Origin of the sequence: Chroococcus sp. FPU101 (assembly GCF_017312365.1) — a bacterium.
Taxonomy (GTDB): Bacteria; Cyanobacteriota; Cyanobacteriia; order Cyanobacteriales; family Microcystaceae; genus Chroococcus.
Window position 1 is genome coordinate 80,131 of record NZ_BLJI01000015.1, and the last position, 24,500, is coordinate 104,630.

The window sequence follows — 24,500 nt, forward strand, 5'->3', positions numbered from 1 at the left end:
TATCTTATTTTTATCCCAAATTAATGAAGGCAGAAAAAAAATCATAGTAAGAATAAATACCTATCTAGTATTTGTATCAAGCGGTTGACCCGACAAAAGAAGCAACAGATCTGATTAGACTTTACTTTTCGCGCCTTAAGCCAAGAAGTCCAAAAAGCCAAACCGAGCAAGCTTTTGTTGTAGATATCACACCCTAGCTTTGAGAGCGTGAAGATTGGGTAGATGATTGTTAATTGGTCATCCATTATACCTTAACTGTCTGTTGGTAGTACGCCCAAAGACATAGATTTGGCGGACTCGTGTCAGATGTCCGTCATAACCTTTAACAATTTTTCTTTGTCCCGTCGCATTTTATCGAGCCGACAAACACAATGTAGACTAATTTAATTATGTCGCTAAAATTAGAATGTTTGCATCAATAAAGTCACTGATTCTTGATTTTTTAATTTCTTCTGTCGAATCGCTATCTGTTGGTATAGGAGAACTTCAGTTAAATCTGCAAAGATTGATACAAATAACAAAATTACTTTTCTCAAAAGAACCATGAATTTACCTTCTGTTTCTGCACCCCAAACAAATGTTACTCAAGATCACTTTAAAATTAGTTTTGCGCCGCTATCGTTAGAAGAAGTCTATAGTTTAGCCGATGATCCCGCGAATGGTGCGATCGTGGTGATGAGTGGTACAGTTCGCAATCAAACGGATGGAAAGCCAGTCGTATATTTAGAATATCAAGCCTATGAACCAATGGCGATAGAAGTTTTTCGGGCGATCGCAGCTAGTATTCGTCAACAATGGAAAGATGCGAATCAAGTAGTAATCCATCATCGCATTGGTAAACTCAAAATTGGTGAAATTAGTGTTTTAGTCGCTGTGGGTTGTCCCCATCGTGGTGAAGCGTTTGAAGCGTGTCGTTATGCAATTGATACTCTTAAACATAATGTACCCATTTGGAAAAAAGAATTTTGGTCAGATGGTTCTAGTAATTGGGTGAGTATTGGGGCGTGTGAACAAATGCACAATAAATAATTCTAAACTTTAAAATAAGATGAGTTTATCTTAGTCTAAAGACAGATAAAAAATGCAGTGAAATTTTGTCTAATATCTATCTGTGTGTAGTATAAGTCTGTTGTTCAGTTTTGTATCCTATGACTATTACTAAGACTATAAGAAATGTTTAACTAAAGATGAGTACTCGTTTTCAAGGTGCCAAAGATTCACACAAGCCTTCTGGTTCAGTATACATTAAAGGAGAAAAATATCCTTTACCACAGCAAGTCATTGATAATATAGAAACGATTATTGGTTTTCAAGCCAAACAAGAACAAAAAGCACCTCGGCACGAGCAATTATTACATCAAGTGTCCGTTATTTTTGGAAAATCTAGTTTTTTATACGCTCAGTTAATTCTCTTTGCTATTTGGATCGCTTTGAGTTATGTTGTAGGTGATGCAGCCCTACCCTTCAATTTTCCTAAATATAACTTTCAAGACCAAACGCTTGATATGGCTGCTTTGTTAATTTCAACGGGGGTTCTAGTTCGTCAGTCACATCAAGAAAATTTAGCCGAACAACGATCGCATTTAATGCTTCAAATTAATCTTCTCACCGAGCAGAAAACCGCTAAAATTATTGCATTACTTGAAGAACTGCGTACCGACTTACCGAATTTAAAAAATCGTCACGACTGGGAAGCTGAGATTATGCAGCAAGCAACTGATCCTCAAGTCGTTCTCAATATTTTAGAAGAAAACCTTAATTCTGTCAGTGATTCAGAAGAAATGCCTGATGTTAATTCAGAATCATTAGTGACTCAAGCTTAAACAGTAAGGCGGGAAAAACCCCACCTTACACCGTTTAGTTACCTGAAAACCATTTTTGAGCGTTTAATCGTTGCATCGTATACAGCAACAATAGATCTAATGGGGCTTTCTTTTCATCAATCATGAAAGACTCTAGAGTACTCGGTTTTAAGCCATTCACTGCATAAGAAAAGGCTTTTTTACCGTTAATATCTTCATCAAAGAAATAAAGATTAAATTGACGTGTTCCTGCTTCTAAATTTCCCTTTACTTGCCAGTATTGCTCATTGGTGGACAATCCGGCAATGGGAAGCGGTTCTTTTTTAAAAGACACTTCTACATCAGAAATTCCCTTTTTAGCGATCGCTTCTTTTAACGCAGGTATAAAATGTTGTTCGATAAACTCGGTAAACGGTTTATCTTCTATTGCTGGTGCTTTGGGTTTCTTCGCGGCGGCTGGTTTTTCTCCTGCTGCTTCTGCTGGTTTAGCTTTTGGTTCTGGTTTTGCTTCTACGACTTCCGCAACCTCTGAGGAGATTTCAGAGTCTGGAGTTCGAGTAGTTTCTTCTGGCATAGGATTAATGGTGATGGCTCTTAACTGGATAATTTCTAGTATTAATTATCCTAAAAATATACTGTATTGCGTCTGATAAGTCTGTACACAAAGTCTTAAAGTCTTTTTTGGGTATTCTATTTAAAAATATCTATACATTCAAGCTAATATGAAACTGATCCATTTTTTCCGTATCGCATCTTTATCTCTAGGATTGAGCATTACTTTACTAACTTGTTCAAATTCTAATCAACTCGTTCGGGATCAGATTCTTTATCAAAAAAAAGATTTACCGAACAGTATTGCACATATTTTGTCAATCCCTCTTGATAATTCTTATTCAATCAAGCTCAAAGTTTCGCCCCAAGTTGATTTTGTTGAACAATTTGCTACCCAAGGAAATACGATCGCTGCCCTCAATGCGGGTTTTTTCGATCCAAAAAATCAGAAAACTACTTCTTATATGATCCAAAATGGCGTAATCACTGGAGATCCGAAACAAAATGAACGTTTAATGAATAATCCTGATTTACAAGCCTATCTAAGAGCAATTTTAAATCGAAGTGAATGGCGACAGTATCAATGTCAGAATACAGTAAGATACTCAATCGCTTTTCATCAAGATCCCATTCCAGCAAACTGTCAGTTAATTAATTCTATCGGAGGTGGGCCCCGTTTATTACCCTCTCTAACGGCTGAAACCGAGGCATTTATCACGATGCAAAATGGTCAGATGATTCGAGATGCTTTAGGCTATAATCGACGCAATGCTAGAACAGCGATCGGGATTGCTGAAAATCATATAATCTGGGTGATGATTGCCCAAAAACCCAAATTAGCGAAAGATTCTGGAATGTCTTTACCTGAATTAGCTAATTTTATGAAAAGTTTAGGGGCAAAAGAAGCCCTAAATTTAGATGGCGGTAGTTCTTCTAGCCTTTATTATCAAGGTAAAACTTTTTATGGCAAAGTCGATTCAGAAGGAAAAACAATTAAACGCCCTGTTAAATCCGTCTTAGTTTTAATCGATAATTAAAACAATTTTTCCTGTCACTGAACCTGTTTCGATGAGTTTGTGGGCTTTTATTGCGTCTTTTAGCCCAAAAGATTGACTTAAATGAATTTTTAGTTTTCCTTGATCTAACCATCTCGCGCATTGTTCTAATATCTTGGTTTGATGTTTTTGGGCATCGACCAAACCTTTAAGTGCAGGCGTTAACATTAATTCTAAGCTAATGCGTAAGTTACGATTACGGGCATCTTTAAGGCTACCAATTTTGGAATCTGGTTCCAAAATAGTTACGAGATCTCCGTAGACTTTCACCGCTTGACAAGTATCAAAAAAAACCTTGCCACCTACTGTATCAAACGCCACATCAACCCCATTACCATCCGTCCAATCTAACACCGCTTGGATAAAATCAGTTTGTTTGTAGAAAATCGGATAATCGGCACAAAATTGACGCGCTAATCGTTCCTTATCGGGTGATCCTACAGTGGTACAAACCTTAGCCCCTTTTAGTTTAGCAAGTTGAATCGCCACATGACCGACACCACCCGCACCTGCATGAATGAGGACTTTTTGACCTGATTCTAGTCTAGCGCGATCGTATAATGCTTCCCATGCGGTTAGTAAAACGAGAGGGGCTGTCGCTGCTTCGGCAAAAGATAAAGATGCGGGTTTTCGGGCAACTAAATATTCTTCGACAACGGCATATTCTGCATAATTTCCTGTTCCTTGTTTACCCAAACCTCCCGCACAAAAATACACCTCATCCCCAACTTTAAAACGTTGTACCTGTGATCCTACCGCTTCTACAATACCCGAACCATCACACCCTAAAATGGCTGGCATTTGTTCAGGGTAAAATGTCCCGCGCTGACGTAATTTCGTATCAATTGGGTTAATTCCTGCCGCTTTTAGACGAATTAAAATCTCAGTAGGATTTTTAATTTTAGGGGTTGGTATCTCCTGTAATTGTAAAACGTCTGGATCTCCAGGGGTTTTTATAACAATAGCTTTCATCTAATAAAAATCTTCCTTGTTATTTTGCTGATAGGGGTTAGGAACAGTAATCAGTAAAAGAAAAAAACTTTTATACTGATCACTTGTAGGGGTTTAGTCTCCAAACCCTCATCTTATCTGGATTTGGTAACCAAATTTCTACATTATTTTAACCTCTTCATTAAAGCGTCTCTAGCTTGTTCACGATCGTCAAAATGAATTTTTTCTGTTCCTAAAATCTGATAATCTTCGTGTCCTTTTCCTGCAATAATCACACCATCACTGGGTGAAGCTTGTAGAATCGCTGTATGAATAGCAGTAGATCGATCTTTTTCTACCAATGGCTCAATAGATGTGGGTATACCATCTAAAATATCGCGTAGGATCTGATCTGGATTTTCGGTTCGAGGATTATCTGAGGTAACTACTGCTACATCGGCTAATTCTGCGGCAATTTTACCCATTTTCGGGCGTTTGGTACGATCGCGATCCCCTCCACATCCAAACACACAGATCATTTTACCTGAAATAAAAGGGCGAGATGCTTTAAGGAGATTTTCTAAACTGTCGGGGGTATGTGCATAATCGACAATAACGCTAATATCTTGAGTATCACTAATCTGAACCCGTTCCATTCTACCTGGAACGCCAGAAAATTCGGGTAATTTTTGTAACAAAGTGGGGATATCTAAACCAAAATGTGTAGTAGATGCGATCGCGGCGAGTAGGTTAGATAAGTTATACTGTCCAACTAGGGGAGAACGAAAATTAAACGCACCAATGGGAGTATGTAAAACACCACTGATACCCGTAGAACCATAGGTTAAAGCATTGGTATAGAAGTCTGCATCACTGTTATTTACGCTATAACTCCAGACTTGATTTTTAGGCAAAGAATTAATTAAACGTTGTCCGTAGGGATCATCTAAATTAATGATTGCTTTTCCCGTGAGATAATCAGGATCGAATAATTTTGCTTTTGCACTAAAATAGTCTTCCATATCTTTATGAAAGTCTAGGTGATCCTGTGTGAGGTTCGTAAAAACGGCTACATCAAAAGTACAAGCTTTGACTCGTCCTTGGGCTAGTGCGTGTGAACTAACTTCTATGACTGCATATTCATTACCTGCTTTGACTGCATTAAAAAATTGTTTTTGTAAGTCTGCAGCAAAAGGTGTAGTATGCGTCGCTGTCTCTTGATATCCTTTCCAACGAGTGTATAAAGTTCCGAGTAAAGCGGTGGGATGGTTGGTTTGTTCCAAAAAGTATTCAATTAAATGGGTGGTGGTGGTTTTGCCGTTAGTTCCTGTAATTCCAATGAGTTTTAAAGTTTGTGTGGGATGTTGGTAAAAAGTGGCGGCAATATTCGCGCAAGCTGTCACCAGATCAGCACATTGAATCACACAATCATTCGCGGTTGGGGGGTATTTGGTGGCTGCTTCTGGTGAAATTATAGCAGCGCTCGCACCACTACTGATCGCACTTTGCCAAAAATCTCCGCCATCGACGCGGGTTCCAGGCATTCCGATAAATAAATCTCCTGTGTGGCAAGCGTGGGAATTGGTACAAATTCCCGTAATTTCGTTGTCTAAAGCGGGATGATCGCTTATAACGGAGTCAGAAGAAATGTTGAGTAACAGTTCGCGTAGTTTCATAAAAGCAAAGTTCGATCTTTCTTTTTGCTTTCTAGATTATCGAAAAAGAGGGGATGTTCCATATTTATTCTTAAAAAAAATCAGGTGGGGATGAACCACCTTTATGATCATGATATCGAGGCAAACACAAAACTAGCTATCTAACTCTTCGGGGCTGCATAGGGTTCGCTATCATATGGCTGCACTCCAGTTTCGGGATAATGATCATCGGTAGGGCTAAATATTCTGGCAAAACCTTCGGTTAGATATTGAACAAGACCAAAGAATATAACTAAGATTGCTGTTAATTTTAGAAAAAGACTGGGCGATACGTTCATAATTTTGACCTCCATCTTCTTGTTTAATTGTTTTCTTCTAACTTTATTATCTAAAAAAAAATAATGCTCTTGTTATTCAGACATAAATATTGAAGGATCGACATAATACTTTATACTTTCTATTTAGTTTTAAATCTAGTAAAAATACTTATGTTTTCGAGAATTGTATTTAGTTTAGTTAAATAATGGTATCGTATTGAAGATCAATGAGTTCTCAAGCTTCACTCCTTTAAAAAGTATGGCAAAAACTGCTATTCTTCCTCTAATGTCAGGTTTATTGTTACTAATAAGTTCAATACCAGTCAAAGCGAATCCTCTCAATCCTATCGCACAGTTTTTTTATCCACCTGCTAATAATCCACAGACTTTTATGGTAGTCGGTAAGGGTAAAGCTAAACAAAAGGCTGATACTGCTGTACTCAAATTTACTTTAAGTGCGGTTTCTCCAACAGATGACAATACAGTAGCTTACTTTATCAAGGCGCAAAAAAAGACCCCACTAGAAACTCAGGTTAAAGATATTGTAGATGCTCTTTTGGCGATCGGCATTTCTAAGACTGATATAGAAATTCAATATCCGCAAAATAGTACATCGGGTTTTTCTTTGCCTTTTCCGCTACCGACTCCGACGAATAATACTAACACGAAAATTTTTGTGACTGTAGCTAACCCGACTCATCCGCGTCTACAACAGATTATCACAACGGCGGGTAGTGCTATTCGTAAGGATCAGCCCTTTAAGTTTGATCAATTTGAAGTACGCTATAGTGTGAATGATTGTCAGGCTTTACAACGCGAAACGTATAAAAATGCGATGAAAGATGCCCAAAATCGAGCTATTGCGCTTGCAGATGCAGTGAATGCTGAATTAAACCCCATTCCTTCGGTAGCTGAACCCTTTTATGGCGTTTTCCTACCCGAAGAATGCGCGACGGGTGAAGGTTTTTTATTTGGCAGTTCAAGTGTACCTTATGATGCTAATGATCCGCTTGAAGTGGAAGTCAGCAAGGAGATTTTTGTCACTTTTTCCGTGCGTTAAATTTATATCAGTTTTCAATTCATGAAGCATCTTGTAAGGGTTTGGTAACCAAACCCCTACTAAAATCTGTAATTTAAATAACAGAAACCTTATTCTAATTTTGGTAATTTTTACTATAATTAGAATAACCTCACTTTCAAGCAATAACATCAATGACACCAGATGCACAAACACTAAATCCTACCCCTGATGATTACAGTCTTCTGACAGACTTGTATCAATTGACGATGATTGCTTGTTATTGTGGTGAGGGGATCGAAAATGATCCCGCCAGTTTTGAACTCTTTACTCGTCGTTTACCCCCCAATTATGGTTATTTGATAGCAATGGGGTTAACGCAAGCTTTAGAGTATCTACAGTCTTTTCATTTTACCGCCAGCCATTTAGAAGCCCTAGAAAAAACAGGTATTTTTACTCATGTTCCTGAGCGATTTTGGACAACTCTCGCATCGGGAAAATTTACGGGAGATGTTTGGGCAGTTACAGAAGGAACACCAATTTTTGCCAATGAACCCATTTTGCGGATTGAAGCACCTCTTTGGCAAGCCCAATTAGTAGAAACCTATTTATTGAATACGATTAATTATCAAACCCTAATTGCGACGAAATCAGCTAGAATGCGCGATGTAGCGGGGGATGATGCCATCTTGTTAGAGTTTGGCACCAGAAGAGCTTTTAGTCCACAGGGGGCAATGTGGGGGGCGCGGGCAGCCGTTGCCGCAGGTTTAGACAGTACCTCTAATGTAGCAACAGCCCTTAAATTAGGCATTAAACCAAGTGGTACAATGGCACATTCTTTTATCATGGCAGCTGGGGCATTAGAAGGGGGAGAAGATGAAGCGTTTAGAATTTTCCATCGCTATTTCCCCAATGCACCTCTATTAATTGATACCTATGACACAATAGATGCAGCCAAACGGTTATCCGAACAAATTCAAGCGGGAAAAATACAGGTTTCTGGTGTCAGAATTGATTCAGGTGATTTAGTTACCCTATCGCAGAAAGTGAGAGGTTTTTTACCCGATAGTTTGTTATTTGCGAGTGGTGATTTAGATGAATGGGAAATCACGCGTTTAAAAGACTTGGGGGCGTGTTTTGATGGCTACGGCATCGGAACCAAATTAGTCACAGGAACACCCGTTAATGGAGTTTATAAATTAGTCGAAATTAATGATATTCCTACTATGAAGAAATCGGCAGCAAAAGTAACTTATCCTGGGCGTAAACAGATTTTCCGTCATCAGGATGATTTGAAAATTTATAGCGATCGCTTAGGATTAATCACCGAATCACCAGATTTAGAAGAAGTTCCTTTATTAGAATTAGTGATGAAACAAGGAAAAATAATACAACCTTCCGAATCTTTAACAACTATTCAACAACGTACTCGAATGAATGTTACTAAACTTCCTCTAAAAACTCGTCAAATAACTCAACCCGATTCGATTTTTGTTACTTTAACTAACGCTTTAGAAAGCCTGATTCATCATGCTTAAAATTGCTCTTTTTGGTACCAGTGCCGATCCACCAACCGCAGGACATCAAGCGATTTTACAATGGTTATCTTATCATTTTGATTGGGTAGCTGTTTGGGCTTCCGATAACCCGTTTAAAGAGCATCAAACATTATTAGAACATCGAATGAAAATGCTTGATTTATTAATTAAAGAGATTAAACCAGATATAAATAATCTTGAACTAAGAAGAGATTTAAGCCATCGCCGTAGTTTAGTTAGTGTAGACAAAGCTAGAAAAATTTGGGGTAATGATGCGGACTATTATTTAGTGATTGGTTCAGATTTAATTCAACAGATTCGATGCTGGTATCAAACCAAAGAATTACTACAAAAAGCTAAACTCATTATTATTCCAAGACAAGGATATTCAATTTATCCCGAAGATATTACAGAATTAGAAAAGTTAGGCGGAATTTGTCAAATTGCTGATATGAATGCGCCTGAAGCTTCTTCTACAGCCTATCGAGAACAACATGATTATACGGTTGTTACACCACATATTAGAGAATATATCTATCAAGAAAAATTATACGCATGAATTCAGTTACATCAAAAGATTTAGCTAATTTTAAAGTCGGTGTGGATAATGTCATCTTTTCAGTTGATACTCAACAAAATCGTCTGTTGGTTTTATTAAGTAAAAGATTGAAAACACCGTTTCTAAATTCTTGGAGTTTACCAGGGACTTTAGTTCAAGAAGGAGAATCATTAGAAAAAGCAGCGTATAGAACTTTATCAGAACTGATTCGGGTTAATAATCTTTATTTAGAACAATTATATACATTTGGTGGGCCCAATCGTGATCCCAGAGAATCACCCGAATCTTTTGGAGTACGCTATCTTTCAGTTAGTTATTTTGCTTTAGTTCGATATGAAGAAGCAGAATTAATTCAAAAGTCGAGTTCACCTAGTTGGTATATGATTGAAAAAATACCTCAATTAGCCTTTGATCATAATCAAATTTTGGAGTATGGACATCAACGTTTAAAAAGTAAGCTTAAATATAGCCCGATTGCTTTTGATGTTTTACCAGAATTATTTACTTTAAATGATTTATATCAATTTTATATTACTATTTTAGGTGAAAATTTTTCTGATTATTCTAATTTTAGAAACAAGCTATTAAAATTAGGATTTTTGTCAGATACAGGTATTAAAGTGTCTAAAGGTGCTGGTCGTCCCGCTAGTTTATATCGCTTTGATGAACCTTCTTTTACTCCTTTAAAAGATAAACCTTTATTATTTATTTAACATTATGAAAATTGCGATCGCTCAACTTAATCCTACTATTGGTGATTTAAACAATAATGCTCAACAAATTTTACAAGCAGCACAAGAAGCAGCAAGTCAAGGAGTTAGATTATTATTAACACCCGAATTATCATTATGTGGCTATCCTCCAAAAGATTTATTATTAAATTATAGTTTTCTTCAAAACATGAAGATACAACTAGAAGATTTAGCAGCCAAAATTCCTAGTAACTTAACTGTTTTAGTCGGACTAGCAACGATTAATCCTCAAGCTAATTTGTCGGGCGAAAAACCTCTATTTAATAGTGCTGCTTTACTAGAAAATGGCGAAATTAAGCAAATTTTTTCTAAACGTTTGTTACCAACCTATGATGTTTTTGATGAAGATCGCTACTTTGAGCCTGCCGATGAAAGCGACTTTTTTAAAATTGAACTTTCCTCCAACAAAGATGATTATCTATCAGTAGGTGTTACGATTTGTGAGGATTTATGGAATGATGATATTTTTTGGGGTAAACGTCAGTATTTAGTGAATCCCATAAAAGATCTGACTCATTTAGGTGTTGATTTTATTGTTAATTTATCGGCTTCTCCTTACAGGTATAATAAACAAAAACTAAGAGAAGCGATGTTATCTCATAGCGCAAAATATTATAATATACCGATTGTTTATGCTAATCAAATTGGTGGCAATGATGATTTAATGTTTGATGGTAATAGTGTTGCTTTTAACAGAGAGGGTATAGTCGTTTGTCGTGCTAAATCATTTGAATCAGATTTAGTGATTGTTGAATTTGATCCAGAAAAACAAGATTTATTACCTGCTTCTATTGTAGAACTTCCAGAAACCGAAGAAGCAGAAATTTGGTCGGCTTTGGTTTTAGGCGTAAGAGATTATACTAAGAAATGTGGTTTTACTAAAGTAATATTAGGATTAAGTGGTGGAATTGATTCATCTTTAGTCGCAGCTATCGCCACAGAAGCAATAGGAAAAGAAAATGTATTAGGTGTCTTGATGCCCTCTCCTTATAGTTCTGATCATTCTATTAGTGATGCAGAAAAATTAGTCAATAATTTAGGAATTAAGAGTGAAACAATTGCTATTAGTGAAGTGATGAATAGCTATGACTCTGTATTAGAACCAATTTTTACAGGAACAAGTTTCGGTATTGCTGAAGAAAATCTACAATCACGCATTAGAGGCACGCTTTTAATGGCTATTGCTAATAAATTTGGTTACTTGTTACTTTCAACGGGTAATAAATCAGAAATGGCCGTAGGATATTGTACATTGTATGGTGATATGAATGGAGGATTAGCCGTTATTGCTGATGTGCCAAAAACAAGAGTTTATTCCCTTTGCCATTGGTTAAACCGCGATAGAGAAATTATTCCCCAAAATGTCTTAATTAAACCACCAAGCGCAGAATTAAAACCAAATCAATTGGATCAAGATTCATTACCGCCTTATGAAATATTAGACGACATTATTGAACGCTTTGTTAATGAACATCAATCCTTAACTGAAATTATACAGGCAGGACATGAGCCAATGGTGGTACAACAAGTGATTAAATTAATTACACGTGCCGAATTTAAACGAAAACAAGCCCCCCCAGGACTTAAAATCACAGATAGGGCTTTTGGAACAGGTTGGAGAATGCCGATCGCTAATCGTTGGTTAGATACAATTAATTAAAAGCTTCTTTAATAGTATCTGTCTTGGCTGCCATAATAAAATCATTCTTGTGTAGACCATTAATCGCATGAGTCCACCAGCTTACCGTTACCTTACCCCATTCAGTGAGTAAAGCGGGGTGATGTCCTTCTTTTTCCGCCTCCTCTCCCACTGCGTTAGTAAATGCGATCGCACTTTTAAAATCAGGAAATTTATAGACTTTTTCTAATCGTAATTCTCCCTCATATTCAATAATATTCCAGCTAGGAACCTGTAATTTTAGTTCGGCAATTTCATCACTTGTTGCTGCTGCTACAGCCCCGTGACAAGGTACGCATTTAGATTGTGTTAGATCGCTCATAGTCTCTTATGGTTAAAATATAATTTTATTATTCCTAAAATCGTCCTTGCAGCAAAGATAAAGGAAAACTGCGAGATGAGATTTTTTGATGTTTAGACTGTCTTCGCCAAAAACGAACCCCTAAAGAAAATAAAATAAAAAACGGTTGAACGCTTTCAATTTGTAGCCCTAAAATCTGATAGTATGCCCTAAGTCGTTGTATTCCTTGCTGTTCAATAATGATATACTCTGGCGCGGGATATAAAATACGATGGATACGACGTTCTACATAAATTAAGGTTTTTGTCACTCGTGCTAAGATCTTTCGGAGTTGCATCAGACGAAAGACTAGATAGAGATTGAATAAAGTTAATAGAAAATTGCAGCAGATGACAAAAAGAAACATCACAGTACAAGAACGCTATCTCAATTCTGCCATCCTTGTTGTAAAAAATGTGATTCTTTAAAAATACGATGGGAAACTTATCTTATTCTTTTTTGCTTAATCTGCGCTTAATTCAATAACCACGCAAATAGCTCGTGTACGGTTAATTTTAGCTCACTTGCAAAAGATGGCACAGACAGTAATTGCTCAGGTTCATCAAAAACTTCAGCTTGTTTATTGGGATAATAAACGAATACCGTTTGTTCATCTGGATCGATTAACCAACCGATTTGGGTGTCATGCTGCAAACAATGTAAAATTTTTTTAGTGACTTTGGTTTGACTTTGATCGGGTGATAAGATTTCGATAGACCAATCTGGAGCTACCAAAAAATTATTAGCTATCTCACCATTTTGCTCACGAGGAATTCTATTCCAAACAAAGACCGCACTATCAGGTACAATTGAACGCCCTCCAAAAGTACAACGTAATTCTGAAAATGCTCGTGCAATTTTTTGAGGTCTTATAATAGTATTAATAGCAGTTGCCAAATTACCTTGAATTGCACTATGTTTTCTTTTTGGCATCGGTTTCTGGATAATTTGACCATCAATATATTCACTAGCGGGTTTAGTTTCTGGTAGCTTTAAGAATTCTTCTAGTGTTAAGTTTTTAGAAGGTGTTTGTACCATTTGGGTTAACCTCAATTTTATTTCATAACTAACAATTCATTTAATTTATTTTTTAAATGAGACGAAACTAACAACGGTTTATATACTTCTCCTTCGTAGGGTTTCCAGACGTATCCTAAACTAAAATCTCGACAAGTGGAAGGTTTACCAATTTCAGCCCAAATTGTTTTAGATAAAACTAATCCAGAAAAAGATAAAATCGCCGAATCTTCTATTAATTTACTATAAGTTCTAAACTCGTCTACTTCTACACCGACTAAGGCATAGCGAAACACTGGAGCAGATCACAAATAATGATAAAGTACAATACCTATTTCTGTCATTATATAAGCCGTCTCAGGTGTATTAATACCAACTTCACTAATTTGATCAGGAGTAACTCGACACCACCAATTTTCCTCAAGATCCTGAAATAGATTAGCATGACATTGCGATCGCATCCCATTTGAGAGAACAAAAGAAATCTGAGCAAAATACTGAGCAAACTTTTCTGCATCCGATTGAGTAGTACCACATTCGGCTGATAAACTAAATAGCCATACCATTTTTATCACTTGTAGATAGTCTTGTTCATCATTTTAGTTTCTGACACTGGGGGCAAAAATGAGACGATCGCCCTGCTAATTTCATCCGTTCTATTGATGTACCACAAACCCGACAAGATTGACCAAAACGACCATAAACCCAAGCGACACCGCTATAATTTCCATTGACTCCCATGACATCACGGAAATAACTAAAGGTTGTTCCCCCTTCGTCGATTCCTTTTTGTAAAACTTCTAAAATGGCTTGGTGTAAACGTTCGATTTGAGTTGGAGTTAAATTACTTGCGATCGTTGTTGGTGGAATGCCACTTTTAAATAGTGCTTCATCGGCGTAAATATTGCCAATTCCTGCCACTAATTCTTGTTCTAAAAGTAGCGTTTTAATAGCTCTGTGACGTGTTTTAAGACGTTTTTTTAGATATTCTACGGTAAAATCATTACTAAAGGGTTCTGGCCCCATTTTCTGCAAACCAGTGATGATCTTTTCTGGGGGGGTGTGGGGTGGAATGCCCCAGACTTTGCCAAATTTTCGCGTATCAATAAAGCGTAATTCTTGGTTGTCACCGAAAAAGAGCCGTATCCGAGTATGTTTCGAGACAGGTTCACTTTGTTCTAACCATAGTAGTTGCCCTGTCATTCGTAGGTGTACCCCTAACATTCCTTGAGGTTCACTATCAGCATTGACTAATTGAGCGAGTAGATATTTACCACGTCGGTGCCAATGTGCGATCACCAAAGGTGCGCCGTTGGCGTTCACCTTCCCTGTGATTATAGATAAAAATTCATCCACAGAAAGAGGGTAGGCTAGTGTACTGTTTAGTAACACTTCCCCACCCTGAATGATTTTTGCTTGGGTTAATTGATTTAAACCCTTGCAAACCGTTTCTACTTCCGGTAATTCCGGCACAGTAAGTACAGTTCCTTAAAAAGAGCAGTTATTTAACTTTAGGCTTTTGCTTTTTTGGGTGCAGCTTCAACGACTTGTAATTCGCTTTCAGCAAAGTTATTGGTATTAACTCCAGTCGCACTACCACTAATACCATTGTAGTTGACTGTATCAAAACGAACAATTATAGGGTAAATAATACCGCTTTTGTCTACACTAGCGACGGTTCCCACATCGCCAAACCAGTTAGACTCTTTCCGCAGTATTTTAACCTTAGCTCCACGTTCAATAGCAGACATAGGCGTTTTGTTAAAAAAACCGTTCAGATAACAGATTACTACTGGATTGGGCATCTCTCTACAGTAATAACTTTAATTTTTATTGCGATTCATGCCATTGTACCCGAACAAAATAGGCTGAACGTCCCCAAAAATCCTTAGTTGGTGTGACATCCACCAATTCTAGATTAAAGGGAATTGAAGTTGTTAAGTATTTTTGCGCGTCTCTACCTAAATCGGGGGAAACTTGAAAAGCACAAGCAGCAGCAACTCCTAAACCTAATAATTGTTCAATGGGGCCTTTAGGTAATAATAGATGAATCCCAAATGCCAAGCCCCCTGTAACCAACATTGCAACTGATAAATTAGTTCCACAGCGCGGATGTACGGCTAAATTCCATTCGCCCTCTTTGAAGCGATGGAGTGCCTGACGAACCGCTTTTTTTAAATCAATTGGGTTAACCTGACCATAGAGGTAAAATCCTTGATCAGTCGATAAACCCCCTAAATTCTCATTATCGGGTTGTGCTTCTCTATCCCAGTCTAAACGGTTTTTGTCTTGCATTTCACTCAAGACCCAAACCGTCGCGTGTTCTAGTGCATGAACTTGACGCAGCATTAAGATTTCTTTAAGTCCAGGAAGAAAGCCAATTTGCTTGAGAAGTGCGCTATCTTGGTCAGAACTGGGTTTAAACCAATCTGATTCCCAACCTGTGCCATACGTTGTAGAGTTATTGCTCATAGAATTTTATAATTCTTGTTCGTTCATTGCGGTGTCTGTCTCTCTGGCAGTCCATCCTAAAGTTAGAATTTTCTGATTTAAGATCGCTCCCTAGATCCATTGTAATCAATCCAACTTTAAACGCCCGAAAAAGTCTTCATCTAAAATTTGTTCAACTGAAAAAGGACAAGAATTTGGATATTCATGCTCTTGTGGGATGCGTACTCCAAATGAGGCAATTTTTCCTTCTTTGATTGCTATTTTTCGTCCTCTACTATAAGCTGTCTCAACAATAGTCGGTAAGTAATTGTGAAGTGATGGTGTATCGTCTAATGCTTTGATCACTCTTTCTCGGTGTTCAATAATTGAGCGATACCAACTATTTTTCATTGTTTCGGGTGCATCGGATTGAACGAATACTTTAAGTAAATGAGCGAGTAAAATCATGACATTACTCTCTAAAGCATTTTTTTCGGATTTCCCCAAGTCAATTAATTCCTCAACCAAATGCTTGATATCAAGTGATTCATAATCTCTCGTTTCTAATTGCTGAATTGTTTGCTCAATCCATTTTTGGAAATCTTGCTCATATAAGGTGAGAGGAGTTTGATTAATCGTCATGGACAAACTTCCTAATATTTTTCTTTTAAGAAAGCTAAACTACTATATAAGTGAAAAGCTTGATCCCAAAGTGTATCTTCTCGTCGCAGTAGCTCAAGATTAGGCTCAATTAATTTTAGCGTTTCGGGAAAATTAAAGGCTGTTTCGGCAAAGGGGGTAAACTCTAAATAGACCGACTGCTGCGGAAAGCGTTCTTTAAAATAAGTGATTAAATGATTCCAATGATCTCTAGAGGTTGCTGCATCAATAGTGTTTTTACCTGAAAAAGCAAATCCTTGATGGTATTTGTAGGTTTGAGCGCACAGACGTAAGATAATATTACGTTCCTTTAGATGCAAATCACAAACTTGTATATAGTCTAGAGTTCTGGTTCTACGTTCCATTTTTCGTCTAATTCCGACTTCTAAACATTCTTCAAAAACAGGTAGTATTCCCTCTACTCGTTGTACTAATTCTGAGCGATCAAATTTAAAAAGTGTTGGTTTGCCATGAGTAGTATGACAAACAACTGTGACAATCGGATAAATTTCTAGAAAATAATCAATTTGATAAACCTTGATCTTCTGAATATCTTTTAATGTGGCGCAAAAACAAGGAATGGTGACTGATTTTAGCGTTTCTTTTAAAATCTGCAATTCTCCAATTGTACCCGTTCGATAGAACCGCCATGCTCGACTCGGTAGCTGTAGACGTGCTGTATAAGGATCGAGTTGCATGATTTGTGCAAACTGTTGCGCTGCTTGTTTTTTAGCTTCGTTAGGAATGGGTTCTAAGATTAAAATTCCTGCCTCTTGGTTTGCGGGATCTCGGTTCGCTTGTGCAATGGCTTTTAACCGTTCTTCCTTGACTTTTTGCTGATTTTGTGCATCAATCTCATCTAAACACTCAATCCTTTGACGAATTTGGCCAATTAGTTTAAGGTTAGTGGTTTTTTGCAATAATTCTCGATATTGTTGACTTGCGCTCTTTAAATGTCCCTTAACTTCTGCTAAACGAGCAGTATAGAAAACAACCCAAGGATTATCTATTTCTTGTTGTTGCCACGTTTGTAATAAATATTCAGCCGTTTTGTAATCGTGACGCTCAATCGCTTCGGCAACTTCTTTTAGCATACTTTTTATTCTATCTTTGGATTTTCAATGATGGCGGCTGTGATCGATAGAGCAACTACAGGTGCAGTAACAGCGCGAAGAATTCTTGAACCTAAAGAGACAGGTTGAAATCCTTGATTGATTGCGTGTTCTACTTCCTCAGATGTCCATCCCCCTTCAGGCCCCGTTAGTAGCACAATAGATTGAGCAGTGTTTTTTTTAAGTGCTTGTATCAAATGGTCTGATTCAATGCGAGTAACACAAATATAACTGCTTCTAGACGGATCAGCCATCTTTGTAACAGCATCTCTTAAAGGAATTACATCACTAATAATCGGTGTGTTTTGACGTTCTGATTGTTCGCTTGCTTCTATGGCAATTTTTCGCCAACGTTCTATTTTGTGCTGACTCGGTTGAACTAGGGTGCGTTTACTAATAATTGGCATAATTTCAGTGACACCAATTTCGGTACAACAGCGTACTATCTCATCAAACCCATTCCCTTTCGGAATTGCCACCATTAAAGTAATACTGATGGGTAATTCTGTCAATTCTTGTAACAATTCAAGTAAATTTGCTGTATTTTCTGCTAGTTCAGCATTCCACGCGCTCCCCTGTCCATCCATTACGACAAAGCGATCGCCTGTTTTCAGTCTCAGAACTCGTTTTAATAATGTTGTTGTTCGACCGTCAAAATAATTTGACCGTCTTGATTTTGATTGGAATCAATAACTAAACGATAAACCAAAATTTTTATTATCAGTTATTTGTGCTTTCTATATTTTATTGCTAAACTAACATAAACCGTTAGCCAATCTTTTAAGCTAAAAAAATTATTTTTTCCGACAGTGTTTATTTAACAAAGAAATAACTAAATCTACGCTATTGGGTTGTACTTGTATGGTATAAGCTTCTGCTTCAATTTGCCGAGTAAAAGAATGATAGCGCATGAAATAAAGTCGCGTCATGGGTGGTGGTTCGATATCTAATCCTAATGCTTGTACTTCTGTCTTTCCATAACAAAATTGGGCTGCGTGTACCGCTTCATGAACTAAAGTCGGTTTAGCAATTCCTAAATCAAATACAATCGGATTAATCCAAATTGTTCTTGTTTGACTCTCAAATGCTCCATAAGCTTCTCGTACTGGTGGTGTTTCTAATTTAATCTTAAATCCATATTGTTCTAAAACAGTTTGTAACCGTAAATAATCAGCATCTTTTGACGGTGAAGTTAAAGATAATAGAAGTGTTCCTAGAATCAGACTTGTTTTCATTTTTTAATTAAATCTAGAGATTGATAAACCAAACCCTTTATAAAATTAGATTTTGATTAAATGTATGGGGTTTATCTCCAAACCTTTTTATATAATTCAATAAAAAATAGTATAATTTATAAATAGAGTAGTAATTGTCTTATGTTACGTTTATTATTATTTTTCGTAGTTCTTAGTGTTTTTGCTCCCATATCTGTTAGTAGTTCAAAACCAATTCAAACACAAATTATCGCGCAATGTCAGAGTCAAGATAAACCGATAATCAAATCACTTCGATTTGCTAGAGGTGCAATTGGTACAACCATTCAAGATAAAATAGCAGTCTGTACAACTCATGATTATCTATTTCGCGCTCGTGCAGGTCAGCAAATTGATATTAACTTAATAACAGGAAATCAAACAAGTTTTACGGTTTATAGTCCTTCTCAATTAATTGATGAAGCAGATGGGGTACAATTTTGGTCTGGAAGATTACCAGAAACAGGTGAATATAGAATAGTGATTGGAACTGATGTAACTGCTAATTATACGTTAGAAGTAACAATTCGATAAAATATTTCAGAGTGTTTGGAGATCAAAATTCTACAGTATTTTATTAATTTTATTTTTAGCCCATTCGCGAATTGCTTTTCTCATGGCTAAACGGCTAACTGTTCTATATTCTTCGATGACAACTAAGATTTCTTTAATAGGAAGTTCTGGAAATACTAAACTATTTTCAACTTCTACATACTGATTATCTTGTAATAAATAGATTTTTAGTTCACCTTCGTCATAACTCCAAATCTCTGGAACACCTAAACGTGCATAAATAGGAAAACGATTTAAAGATTTACTCGTTAAGTCTATTTCTAATGCTAAATCTGGAGGTGGGTCTTGACTTAAATCAAATTCTAATTTACCTCGAATTCTAGCAGCATTTTGGAAATAAAAACAGTTATCGGGTTCTAATCCTGCTTCTTTAAACTTTCTTTTCCAAGTGGTTGAACCATAACATTCAAAATCTCGATTAATTCCCTCTGCTATATCTTTAATTGCATCACCAATTACTTCTTTAAAATATTCATGTTCAGGTAAAGGGGTCATGATTTCTAATGTTCCTTCATAATAAGCGACTCTTGAACCACGAGTTTGACCAAGTCCATCTAAAATCATCTCAAACTGTTCCCAAGAGATATTATGTAATAGAATACTATCTAATTTTTTTGATATCGTTTTCATCCTGTTTTACCTTTTCCTATTTTTAGCCATACATCTTCTAGAATTGTATAAAGAACGGGTACAACAATTAAACTTAATAACGAAGAGGTTAGCAAACCTCCACTAATTGCAACCGCCATCGGTTGTCTTAATTCAGCCCCTGCACCTAATCCTAACGCAATGGGTAACATTCCTAAAATAGTTGATGCAGTTGTCATAATAATAGGACGAAGACGAACATAACCCGTTTCTAAAATGGCTTCTTCGCGGTTCATACCTTTCCGTCTAAGTTGCTTAATATAATCAAGAAGTAAGACTGCATTTTTATCGAGTAAACCGACTAAAAAAATTAAACCAATCAGAGAAATAATTCCAAAAGCACTCCGCGTTATTAATAATCCGAGCATTGCCCCAACAACGGATAAAGGTAGTGATAAACCAACAACAATCGGTTCTAAAAGTCTACCAAATAATGCTAATAAAACCAGTAGCATCAACAAAATAGATAAGCTTAAAGTTCTTCCAAAACTGGAGAGAACATCATAACTTTGTGATGAGCTTCCCCAACGTTTTAAAGTAATATCAGCAGGTAAAATAGATTTAGCAGTATCCTCTACAATTTGTGTAGCATCTTCTAACCCTTGCCCTTGACTTAAATTCGCTTCTAAATAAACGGTATTTGTTCCACTGAGTCTTTCGATTTGAACAATTTCACCTGTATCACTTAGTTGACTTGATAACTCGACATCTTCAAACCCTGGTAACTGAGCAATCTTATTTTTTAAGGTTTCTGCGCTTTGATATAATTCTTTTAAATCTTGTCCTCGAATGGCAATTTGTAGAGGTTTTTCGGCTTCAGTTTGCACAAATGGGATATCTTCTACACTAACGGTAACTCCTTTTAATTGAGGTAAATTTTGGCGAACTTGTTCTTGTACTTGGGCGGTTTTTAGCTGACGTTCATGTTTTAATGTAACATAAAGTTTACCTTTATTGGGTGTCCCTTGAATTCCTGAAACAGTAAAAACAGATTCGACATCTGGAGATTTTAAAACAGCTTCTTCTATTCTTTCGCCGATGCGTTGAGTACGTCTTAAAAGAATGCTTTCAGGTGATTTAGCGATTTCAGAAATCCAGTCAAACGCGCCACTATTCGAAGTTTGGGTAGGAGTATTTTCAGGTTTTGGAATGACTGAAAGTTTGGGTAAAGGTACAGTATAAACAATATTAAATTCCCCTCTATCTAACTGTGGCATGAAACCTTTAGGAATTAGAGGAATTAAACCAACACCGACGACAAAACTAAGAATGGCTAATCCAATGACGATTTTTCGATGATGAAGTGACCATCTTAATAGATTACGATAAGATTGCCCGATCGCCCAATTTTGTTCATGATTCTGATTTGTATTGTTCCGTCGTTTTAACCAATAAACGGCTAAAACAGGTGAAAGAGTACGCGCAACCAGAAGAGAGATTAAAACAGCAGCAGAAACGGTTAAACCAAAGGGTTTAAAGAATTTTCCAATGGCACCCCCCATAAAAGCAACGGGTATAAATACCGCAGCGATCGTAATGGTAGAAGCAGTCACCGATAAACCGATTTCATCTGTTCCTAAAATCGCCGCTTCTTTTGGGCTATATCCTTCTTCGATATGACGTGATATATTTTCGACATCAACAATCGCATCATCAATTACAATACCAATAACTAAGGTTAAAGCAAGTAGGGTAATGGTTTCTAAATTAAAGCCAAAAATTGCCATTACAATACAAGTTCCTAGTAAGGATAGAGGAATGGCTAAAGCAGTAATTAGGGTGGCACGAAAACTGCGTAAAAACGGAAAAACAATTAAGATAGAAAGTATAATTGCTAAGATTAAATCTTCAATGGTTGCTTGGGTTGCTTCTCGGATAAAACCTGCTTGAGTTTCGCCTAAGGTTAATTGTATTTCTTTTAATTGCGGTTGTAGAGTTTGGATGACTTTTTCAACTTGACTGACGACTTCTAGAGTATTTGCTTTGCTGGTTTTAATCACCTGTAAAGCGAGTGCATTTTGCTGATTAAAACGAATTAAAGTGGGAAATTGTGTTTTAATCGTCGTAGATTGTTCAGAGGTAATCGAAGCATCACCTAAAAGATTAACCTTTAAAACACCTGATACACCTTGCAGTTTAGGAAGAATCGTTGTTTTAGCTATTTGACTGAGTTCATCTAAACTTTTTGTCTCACTTAAGAGCGCGTAACTAATGACAGGTGATTCATTGAGATTAACAGGTATCACGTCATAAGTCGTATTAGGTGGTAAAGAAATTTGTGATAATTTTTGTTTAACAATTTCCGTCGATGTTTCTAAATTATCGCCAATATCAAACAAAACATTAACAACAGCCCGCCCAGGGTAGGTCATTGATGAAACATCTCTAACGGTTTCGATGTTATTTAGTGTTGTTTCTAAAGGCTGAGTTAGCTTTGTTTCGGTTAAAAGCGCAGTTTCTATAGGGTTTTGTGCGTTGACAACAACGACGGGGAAACTAATTTCAGGAAATAGCCCGTATTTAAGAGAACTAAGGGCTAAAAGTCCCGCGATAGCCACACCTAGCCAAAAAGCGATAGTGAAACGAGGATGACGGATGGCGATACGGGAAATATTAAACTGTTTTCTAATATTGTTAGTCATGTATTTAAAAATTAAACTAAAAAGGGTTTGAAAACCAAACCCCTATCATAGACATATAGTTCTAAACTTTTTAAGTTTACTATTCATAAAGAACTGAATCTAGACATGATTCACCAATAGAACTTAATCGTTGTGCGGTTGCTCTATCGTTTTTAGATTTTTGTACTAAGGTTTGAAATTGTTGAATCGTATATTGCGAGCGAATTTTGCTCATCGTACAATTACATAGATCATTAGCTGAAGCTACCGCTAATCCTTGTTGAGTGGCTTGTTGTAAACATTCTTTACGATAATCGTCAAAAGAAACCCTAGAAGCTGAATTCTGTGCGTACATCGATGGATGTCCAATCAAAACGCCTAAAACACTGCTCAAAACTAACAACGAAACTTTTTGCATAAACCTGATAATACTGTCCTTAAAATTTTAGCCTAGCAATTTTTGAGCGAAAATAACATCCCTATTGGTTGGAGTCGAAAAGATAATCATTTTGGGTTAAATAAAAACTCCCGCCATTTAGACGAGAGTTTCCAAAAAATTTAGAAAATAACCTTAGTCAAGGTCAGGCATCGATAATACTGGCTCAGACTCACGGTCAATACCTTTTTCAAAACCAGCCGAAGCAGCCCGCGCACGTCCTGCGTGCCAGAGGTGTCCGATAAGGAAGAAGAAAGCAAGCGTAAAGTGAGAAGTTGCTAACCAAGCGCGAGGAGATACATAGTTGAAAGAGTTAACATCAGTGATAACTCCACCCACAGAGTTTAGAGAACCTAAAGGAGCATGGGTCATGTATTCAGCAGCGCGGCGAACTTGCCAGGGTTGAACGTCATTTCTGATTTTGTCGAGGTCTAAACCATTAGGGCCACGTAGCGGCTCTAACCAAGGGCCACGGAAATCCCAGAAACGCATGGTTTCACCACCAAAGATGATTTCACCTGTGGGGGAACGCATTAAATATTTACCTAAACCTGTGGGGCCTTGTGCAGAAGCAACGTTAGCACCCATCCGTTGGTCACGAACGAGGAAGGTAAAAGCTTGTGATTGAGAGGCTTCCATACCAGTGGGGCCGTAAAACTCGCTGGGGTAAGCGGTGTTGTTAAACCAAACGAAGACGGAAGCAATAAAGCCCATCATCGACAACGCACCTAAACTGTAGGAGAGATAAGCCTCACCAGACCAGATTAAAGCACGACGCGCCCAAGCAAAAGGCTTAGTTAAGATGTGCCAGATACCGCCAGCGATAAGAATTAAACCAACCCAAATATGACCACCAATGATATCTTCCATGTTGTTAACGCTAATAATCCAGCCTTCGCCACCGAAGGGAGCTTTTAGCAGATAACCGAAGATAGTCGCAGGGTTTAAAGTGGGATTGGTGATAACTCTGACATCGCCACCCCCTGGAGCCCAAGTATCATAAACACCACCGAAGAACATCGCCTTAAAGACCAATAGCAACGCACCACATCCTAAAAGAATGAGGTGATAACCGATAATATTGGTCATTTGGTTTTTGTCTTTCCAGTCGTAGCCAAAGAAGTTGGAATACTCTTCTAAGATTTCGGGGCCACGTAGCGCGTGATAGATGCCACCAAAACCGAGAACAGCCGAAGAAATGAGGTGTAAAACACCAACGACGAAGAAGGGGAAGGTATCAATTACTTCACCACTAGGGCCAACACCCCATCCAAGGGTAGCAATGTGGGGAAGTAGGATTAAACCTTGCTCATACATCGGTTTTTCTGGAATAAAGTGTGCTGTCTCAAATAGAGTCATCGCACCAGCCCAGAACACGATTAAACCTGAGTGAGCAACGTGTGCGCCAAGTAATTTACCAGAAAGGTTGATTAAACGGGCATTACCAGCCCACCAAGCAAAACCGGTAGAATCTTGGTCGCGTCCACCTGCAACGGACATATTAGAGAGCGTTACCACGTGGAAGTACCTCCTCTGGGAATACAAATTTCTCGT

29 protein-coding genes are annotated in these 24,500 nt (G+C 37.4%); 9 read left to right on the forward strand and 20 right to left on the reverse strand.

Going from position 1 to position 24,500, the window contains the following annotated elements:
• Positions 1-543: 543 nt before the first annotated feature.
• Together CFPU101_RS14385 and CFPU101_RS14390 are read left to right on the forward strand one after the other, a co-directional pair.
• Positions 544-1,029: a molybdenum cofactor biosynthesis protein MoaE gene (locus CFPU101_RS14385; protein ID WP_206816034.1), complete on the forward strand. Its 486-nt coding sequence runs from the start codon at positions 544-546 to the stop codon at positions 1,027-1,029.
• A 158-nt stretch (positions 1,030-1,187) separates the two neighbouring features.
• Positions 1,188-1,823: a DUF1003 domain-containing protein gene (locus CFPU101_RS14390; protein ID WP_206816035.1), complete on the forward strand. Its 636-nt coding sequence runs from the start codon at positions 1,188-1,190 to the stop codon at positions 1,821-1,823.
• Between the two features lie 34 nt (positions 1,824-1,857).
• Here CFPU101_RS14390 and CFPU101_RS14395 read toward each other — a convergent pair whose 3' ends face one another.
• A complete protein-coding gene (locus CFPU101_RS14395; protein ID WP_206816036.1) occupies positions 1,858-2,376 on the reverse strand; it encodes a DUF2996 domain-containing protein in 519 nt (172 codons plus the stop codon).
• Between the two features lie 148 nt (positions 2,377-2,524).
• On the opposite strand from CFPU101_RS14395, the gene CFPU101_RS14400 reads away from it, so the two are divergent.
• Positions 2,525-3,391 (forward strand): phosphodiester glycosidase family protein, encoded by an 867-nt coding sequence (locus CFPU101_RS14400; protein ID WP_206816037.1) that lies wholly within the window; start codon positions 2,525-2,527, stop codon positions 3,389-3,391.
• Here the strand turns inward: CFPU101_RS14400 and CFPU101_RS14405 are convergent.
• The 3 genes from CFPU101_RS14405 to CFPU101_RS14415 all read right to left on the reverse strand — a co-directional run bounded on the left by CFPU101_RS14405 (position 3,377) and on the right by CFPU101_RS14415 (position 6,332).
• Positions 3,377-4,381: a zinc-dependent alcohol dehydrogenase family protein gene (locus CFPU101_RS14405; RefSeq protein ID WP_206816038.1), complete on the reverse strand. Its 1,005-nt coding sequence runs from the start codon at positions 4,379-4,381 to the stop codon at positions 3,377-3,379. The two genes, CFPU101_RS14400 and CFPU101_RS14405, sit on opposite strands and share 15 nt — an antisense overlap.
• A gap of 143 nt (positions 4,382-4,524) precedes the next feature.
• The gene (locus CFPU101_RS14410; protein ID WP_206816039.1) at positions 4,525-6,015 is read right to left on the reverse strand and encodes a UDP-N-acetylmuramoyl-L-alanyl-D-glutamate--2,6-diaminopimelate ligase; all 1,491 of its coding nucleotides are present in this window, start codon (positions 6,013-6,015) and stop codon (positions 4,525-4,527) included.
• Positions 6,016-6,155: 140 nt separating this feature from the next.
• A complete protein-coding gene (locus CFPU101_RS14415; RefSeq protein WP_242577987.1) occupies positions 6,156-6,332 on the reverse strand; it encodes a hypothetical protein in 177 nt (58 codons plus the stop codon).
• 238 nt (positions 6,333-6,570) lie between these two features.
• On the opposite strand from CFPU101_RS14415, the gene CFPU101_RS14420 reads away from it, so the two are divergent.
• The 5 genes from CFPU101_RS14420 to CFPU101_RS14440 all read left to right on the forward strand — a co-directional run bounded on the left by CFPU101_RS14420 (position 6,571) and on the right by CFPU101_RS14440 (position 11,838).
• Positions 6,571-7,371, forward strand: a complete 801-nt coding sequence (locus CFPU101_RS14420) for an SIMPL domain-containing protein (protein ID WP_206816040.1) — start codon at positions 6,571-6,573, stop codon at positions 7,369-7,371.
• Between the two features lie 152 nt (positions 7,372-7,523).
• Positions 7,524-8,867 carry a nicotinate phosphoribosyltransferase gene (locus CFPU101_RS14425; protein ID WP_206816041.1) on the forward strand — a complete coding sequence of 448 codons (1,344 nt, stop codon included), beginning with the start codon at positions 7,524-7,526 and terminating at the stop codon, positions 8,865-8,867.
• The gene (locus CFPU101_RS14430; RefSeq protein WP_206816042.1) at positions 8,860-9,426 is read left to right on the forward strand and encodes a nicotinate-nucleotide adenylyltransferase; all 567 of its coding nucleotides are present in this window, start codon (positions 8,860-8,862) and stop codon (positions 9,424-9,426) included. Before CFPU101_RS14425 ends, CFPU101_RS14430 begins: the two co-directional genes overlap by 8 nt.
• Positions 9,423-10,139 carry an NUDIX domain-containing protein gene (locus CFPU101_RS14435; protein ID WP_206816043.1) on the forward strand — a complete coding sequence of 239 codons (717 nt, stop codon included), beginning with the start codon at positions 9,423-9,425 and terminating at the stop codon, positions 10,137-10,139. The genes CFPU101_RS14430 and CFPU101_RS14435 overlap by 4 nt, the downstream gene beginning before the upstream one ends.
• Before the next feature lie 4 nt (positions 10,140-10,143).
• Complete coding sequence (locus CFPU101_RS14440; protein ID WP_206816044.1) at positions 10,144-11,838, forward strand: NAD+ synthase; 1,695 nt, start codon at positions 10,144-10,146, stop codon at positions 11,836-11,838.
• On the opposite strand, the gene CFPU101_RS14445 is transcribed toward CFPU101_RS14440, so the two are convergent.
• The 12 genes from CFPU101_RS14445 to CFPU101_RS14495 form a co-directional block, all read right to left on the reverse strand.
• The gene (locus tag CFPU101_RS14445; protein WP_206816045.1) at positions 11,831-12,178 is read right to left on the reverse strand and encodes a 4a-hydroxytetrahydrobiopterin dehydratase; all 348 of its coding nucleotides are present in this window, start codon (positions 12,176-12,178) and stop codon (positions 11,831-11,833) included. The two genes, CFPU101_RS14440 and CFPU101_RS14445, sit on opposite strands and share 8 nt — an antisense overlap.
• A gap of 34 nt (positions 12,179-12,212) precedes the next feature.
• Positions 12,213-12,467: a hypothetical protein gene (locus CFPU101_RS14450; RefSeq protein ID WP_242577989.1), complete on the reverse strand. Its 255-nt coding sequence runs from the start codon at positions 12,465-12,467 to the stop codon at positions 12,213-12,215.
• A 203-nt stretch (positions 12,468-12,670) separates the two neighbouring features.
• Entirely contained in the window at positions 12,671-13,234 is a 564-nt protein-coding gene (locus CFPU101_RS14455; RefSeq protein ID WP_206816047.1) for a Uma2 family endonuclease, read from the reverse strand.
• Between the two features lie 17 nt (positions 13,235-13,251).
• A complete protein-coding gene (locus CFPU101_RS25625) occupies positions 13,252-13,509 on the reverse strand; it encodes a hypothetical protein (RefSeq protein WP_242577991.1) in 258 nt (85 codons plus the stop codon).
• Positions 13,510-13,518: 9 nt separating this feature from the next.
• Positions 13,519-13,779: a hypothetical protein gene (locus CFPU101_RS25630; protein WP_242577993.1), complete on the reverse strand. Its 261-nt coding sequence runs from the start codon at positions 13,777-13,779 to the stop codon at positions 13,519-13,521.
• A gap of 28 nt (positions 13,780-13,807) precedes the next feature.
• On the reverse strand, positions 13,808-14,686 hold the full coding sequence (locus CFPU101_RS14465; protein ID WP_206816048.1) for a DNA-formamidopyrimidine glycosylase: 879 nt from the start codon (positions 14,684-14,686) through the stop codon (positions 13,808-13,810).
• Between the two features lie 38 nt (positions 14,687-14,724).
• Positions 14,725-14,964: a photosystem I reaction center subunit IV gene (locus CFPU101_RS14470; RefSeq protein WP_206816049.1), complete on the reverse strand. Its 240-nt coding sequence runs from the start codon at positions 14,962-14,964 to the stop codon at positions 14,725-14,727.
• Between the two features lie 79 nt (positions 14,965-15,043).
• The gene (locus CFPU101_RS14475; protein WP_206816050.1) at positions 15,044-15,685 is read right to left on the reverse strand and encodes a DUF6391 domain-containing protein; all 642 of its coding nucleotides are present in this window, start codon (positions 15,683-15,685) and stop codon (positions 15,044-15,046) included.
• Positions 15,686-15,790: 105 nt separating this feature from the next.
• Entirely contained in the window at positions 15,791-16,285 is a 495-nt protein-coding gene (locus tag CFPU101_RS14480) for a DUF29 domain-containing protein (protein ID WP_206816051.1), read from the reverse strand.
• Between the two features lie 11 nt (positions 16,286-16,296).
• Complete coding sequence (locus CFPU101_RS14485; RefSeq protein WP_206816052.1) at positions 16,297-17,397, reverse strand: tetratricopeptide repeat protein; 1,101 nt, start codon at positions 17,395-17,397, stop codon at positions 16,297-16,299.
• 5 nt (positions 17,398-17,402) lie between these two features.
• Positions 17,403-18,035 carry a 16S rRNA (uracil(1498)-N(3))-methyltransferase gene (locus CFPU101_RS14490; protein WP_307730452.1) on the reverse strand — a complete coding sequence of 211 codons (633 nt, stop codon included), beginning with the start codon at positions 18,033-18,035 and terminating at the stop codon, positions 17,403-17,405.
• Between the two features lie 174 nt (positions 18,036-18,209).
• Positions 18,210-18,650, reverse strand: a complete 441-nt coding sequence (locus CFPU101_RS14495; protein WP_206816053.1) for a hypothetical protein — start codon at positions 18,648-18,650, stop codon at positions 18,210-18,212.
• Positions 18,651-18,791: 141 nt separating this feature from the next.
• Here CFPU101_RS14495 and CFPU101_RS14500 point away from each other — a divergent pair, with 141 nt between their 5' ends.
• Complete coding sequence (locus CFPU101_RS14500) at positions 18,792-19,202, forward strand: hypothetical protein (RefSeq protein ID WP_206816054.1); 411 nt, start codon at positions 18,792-18,794, stop codon at positions 19,200-19,202.
• Positions 19,203-19,232: 30 nt separating this feature from the next.
• Here CFPU101_RS14500 and CFPU101_RS14505 read toward each other — a convergent pair whose 3' ends face one another.
• From CFPU101_RS14505 to psbC, 4 genes are all read right to left on the reverse strand, one after another.
• Positions 19,233-19,871, reverse strand: a complete 639-nt coding sequence (locus tag CFPU101_RS14505; protein ID WP_206816055.1) for a Uma2 family endonuclease — start codon at positions 19,869-19,871, stop codon at positions 19,233-19,235.
• Positions 19,868-22,531, reverse strand: coding sequence for an efflux RND transporter permease subunit (locus CFPU101_RS14510; RefSeq protein WP_206816056.1), 2,664 nt, complete (start codon positions 22,529-22,531; stop codon positions 19,868-19,870). Before CFPU101_RS14510 ends, CFPU101_RS14505 begins: the two co-directional genes overlap by 4 nt.
• A gap of 79 nt (positions 22,532-22,610) precedes the next feature.
• A complete protein-coding gene (locus CFPU101_RS14515) occupies positions 22,611-22,928 on the reverse strand; it encodes a hypothetical protein (protein WP_206816057.1) in 318 nt (105 codons plus the stop codon).
• A gap of 153 nt (positions 22,929-23,081) precedes the next feature.
• Positions 23,082-24,464, reverse strand: a complete 1,383-nt coding sequence (gene psbC, locus CFPU101_RS14520) for a photosystem II reaction center protein CP43 (RefSeq protein ID WP_206816063.1) — start codon at positions 24,462-24,464, stop codon at positions 23,082-23,084.
• Between the last annotated feature and the right edge of the window lie 36 nt (positions 24,465-24,500).

Coding starts and splice junctions, on each gene's coding strand:
- CFPU101_RS14385 (WP_206816034.1), top strand. CDS start 544: ATGAATTTACCTTCTGTTTCTGCACCCCAAACAAATGTTACTCAAGAT.
- CFPU101_RS14390 (WP_206816035.1), top strand. CDS start 1,188: ATGAGTACTCGTTTTCAAGGTGCCAAAGATTCACACAAGCCTTCTGGT.
- CFPU101_RS14395 (WP_206816036.1), bottom strand. CDS start 2,376: ATGCCAGAAGAAACTACTCGAACTCCAGACTCTGAAATCTCCTCAGAG.
- CFPU101_RS14400 (WP_206816037.1), top strand. CDS start 2,525: ATGAAACTGATCCATTTTTTCCGTATCGCATCTTTATCTCTAGGATTG.
- CFPU101_RS14405 (WP_206816038.1), bottom strand. CDS start 4,381: ATGAAAGCTATTGTTATAAAAACCCCTGGAGATCCAGACGTTTTACAA.
- CFPU101_RS14410 (WP_206816039.1), bottom strand. CDS start 6,015: ATGAAACTACGCGAACTGTTACTCAACATTTCTTCTGACTCCGTTATA.
- CFPU101_RS14415 (WP_242577987.1), bottom strand. CDS start 6,332: ATGAACGTATCGCCCAGTCTTTTTCTAAAATTAACAGCAATCTTAGTT.
- CFPU101_RS14420 (WP_206816040.1), top strand. CDS start 6,571: ATGGCAAAAACTGCTATTCTTCCTCTAATGTCAGGTTTATTGTTACTA.
- CFPU101_RS14425 (WP_206816041.1), top strand. CDS start 7,524: ATGACACCAGATGCACAAACACTAAATCCTACCCCTGATGATTACAGT.
- CFPU101_RS14430 (WP_206816042.1), top strand. CDS start 8,860: ATGCTTAAAATTGCTCTTTTTGGTACCAGTGCCGATCCACCAACCGCA.
- CFPU101_RS14435 (WP_206816043.1), top strand. CDS start 9,423: ATGAATTCAGTTACATCAAAAGATTTAGCTAATTTTAAAGTCGGTGTG.
- CFPU101_RS14440 (WP_206816044.1), top strand. CDS start 10,144: ATGAAAATTGCGATCGCTCAACTTAATCCTACTATTGGTGATTTAAAC.
- CFPU101_RS14445 (WP_206816045.1), bottom strand. CDS start 12,178: ATGAGCGATCTAACACAATCTAAATGCGTACCTTGTCACGGGGCTGTA.
- CFPU101_RS14455 (WP_206816047.1), bottom strand. CDS start 13,234: ATGGTACAAACACCTTCTAAAAACTTAACACTAGAAGAATTCTTAAAG.
- CFPU101_RS25630 (WP_242577993.1), bottom strand. CDS start 13,779: ATGGTATGGCTATTTAGTTTATCAGCCGAATGTGGTACTACTCAATCG.
- CFPU101_RS14470 (WP_206816049.1), bottom strand. CDS start 14,964: ATGTCTGCTATTGAACGTGGAGCTAAGGTTAAAATACTGCGGAAAGAG.
- CFPU101_RS14475 (WP_206816050.1), bottom strand. CDS start 15,685: ATGAGCAATAACTCTACAACGTATGGCACAGGTTGGGAATCAGATTGG.
- CFPU101_RS14480 (WP_206816051.1), bottom strand. CDS start 16,285: ATGACGATTAATCAAACTCCTCTCACCTTATATGAGCAAGATTTCCAA.
- CFPU101_RS14485 (WP_206816052.1), bottom strand. CDS start 17,397: ATGCTAAAAGAAGTTGCCGAAGCGATTGAGCGTCACGATTACAAAACG.
- CFPU101_RS14495 (WP_206816053.1), bottom strand. CDS start 18,650: ATGAAAACAAGTCTGATTCTAGGAACACTTCTATTATCTTTAACTTCA.
- CFPU101_RS14500 (WP_206816054.1), top strand. CDS start 18,792: ATGTTACGTTTATTATTATTTTTCGTAGTTCTTAGTGTTTTTGCTCCC.
- CFPU101_RS14505 (WP_206816055.1), bottom strand. CDS start 19,871: ATGAAAACGATATCAAAAAAATTAGATAGTATTCTATTACATAATATC.
- CFPU101_RS14510 (WP_206816056.1), bottom strand. CDS start 22,531: ATGACTAACAATATTAGAAAACAGTTTAATATTTCCCGTATCGCCATC.
- CFPU101_RS14515 (WP_206816057.1), bottom strand. CDS start 22,928: ATGCAAAAAGTTTCGTTGTTAGTTTTGAGCAGTGTTTTAGGCGTTTTG.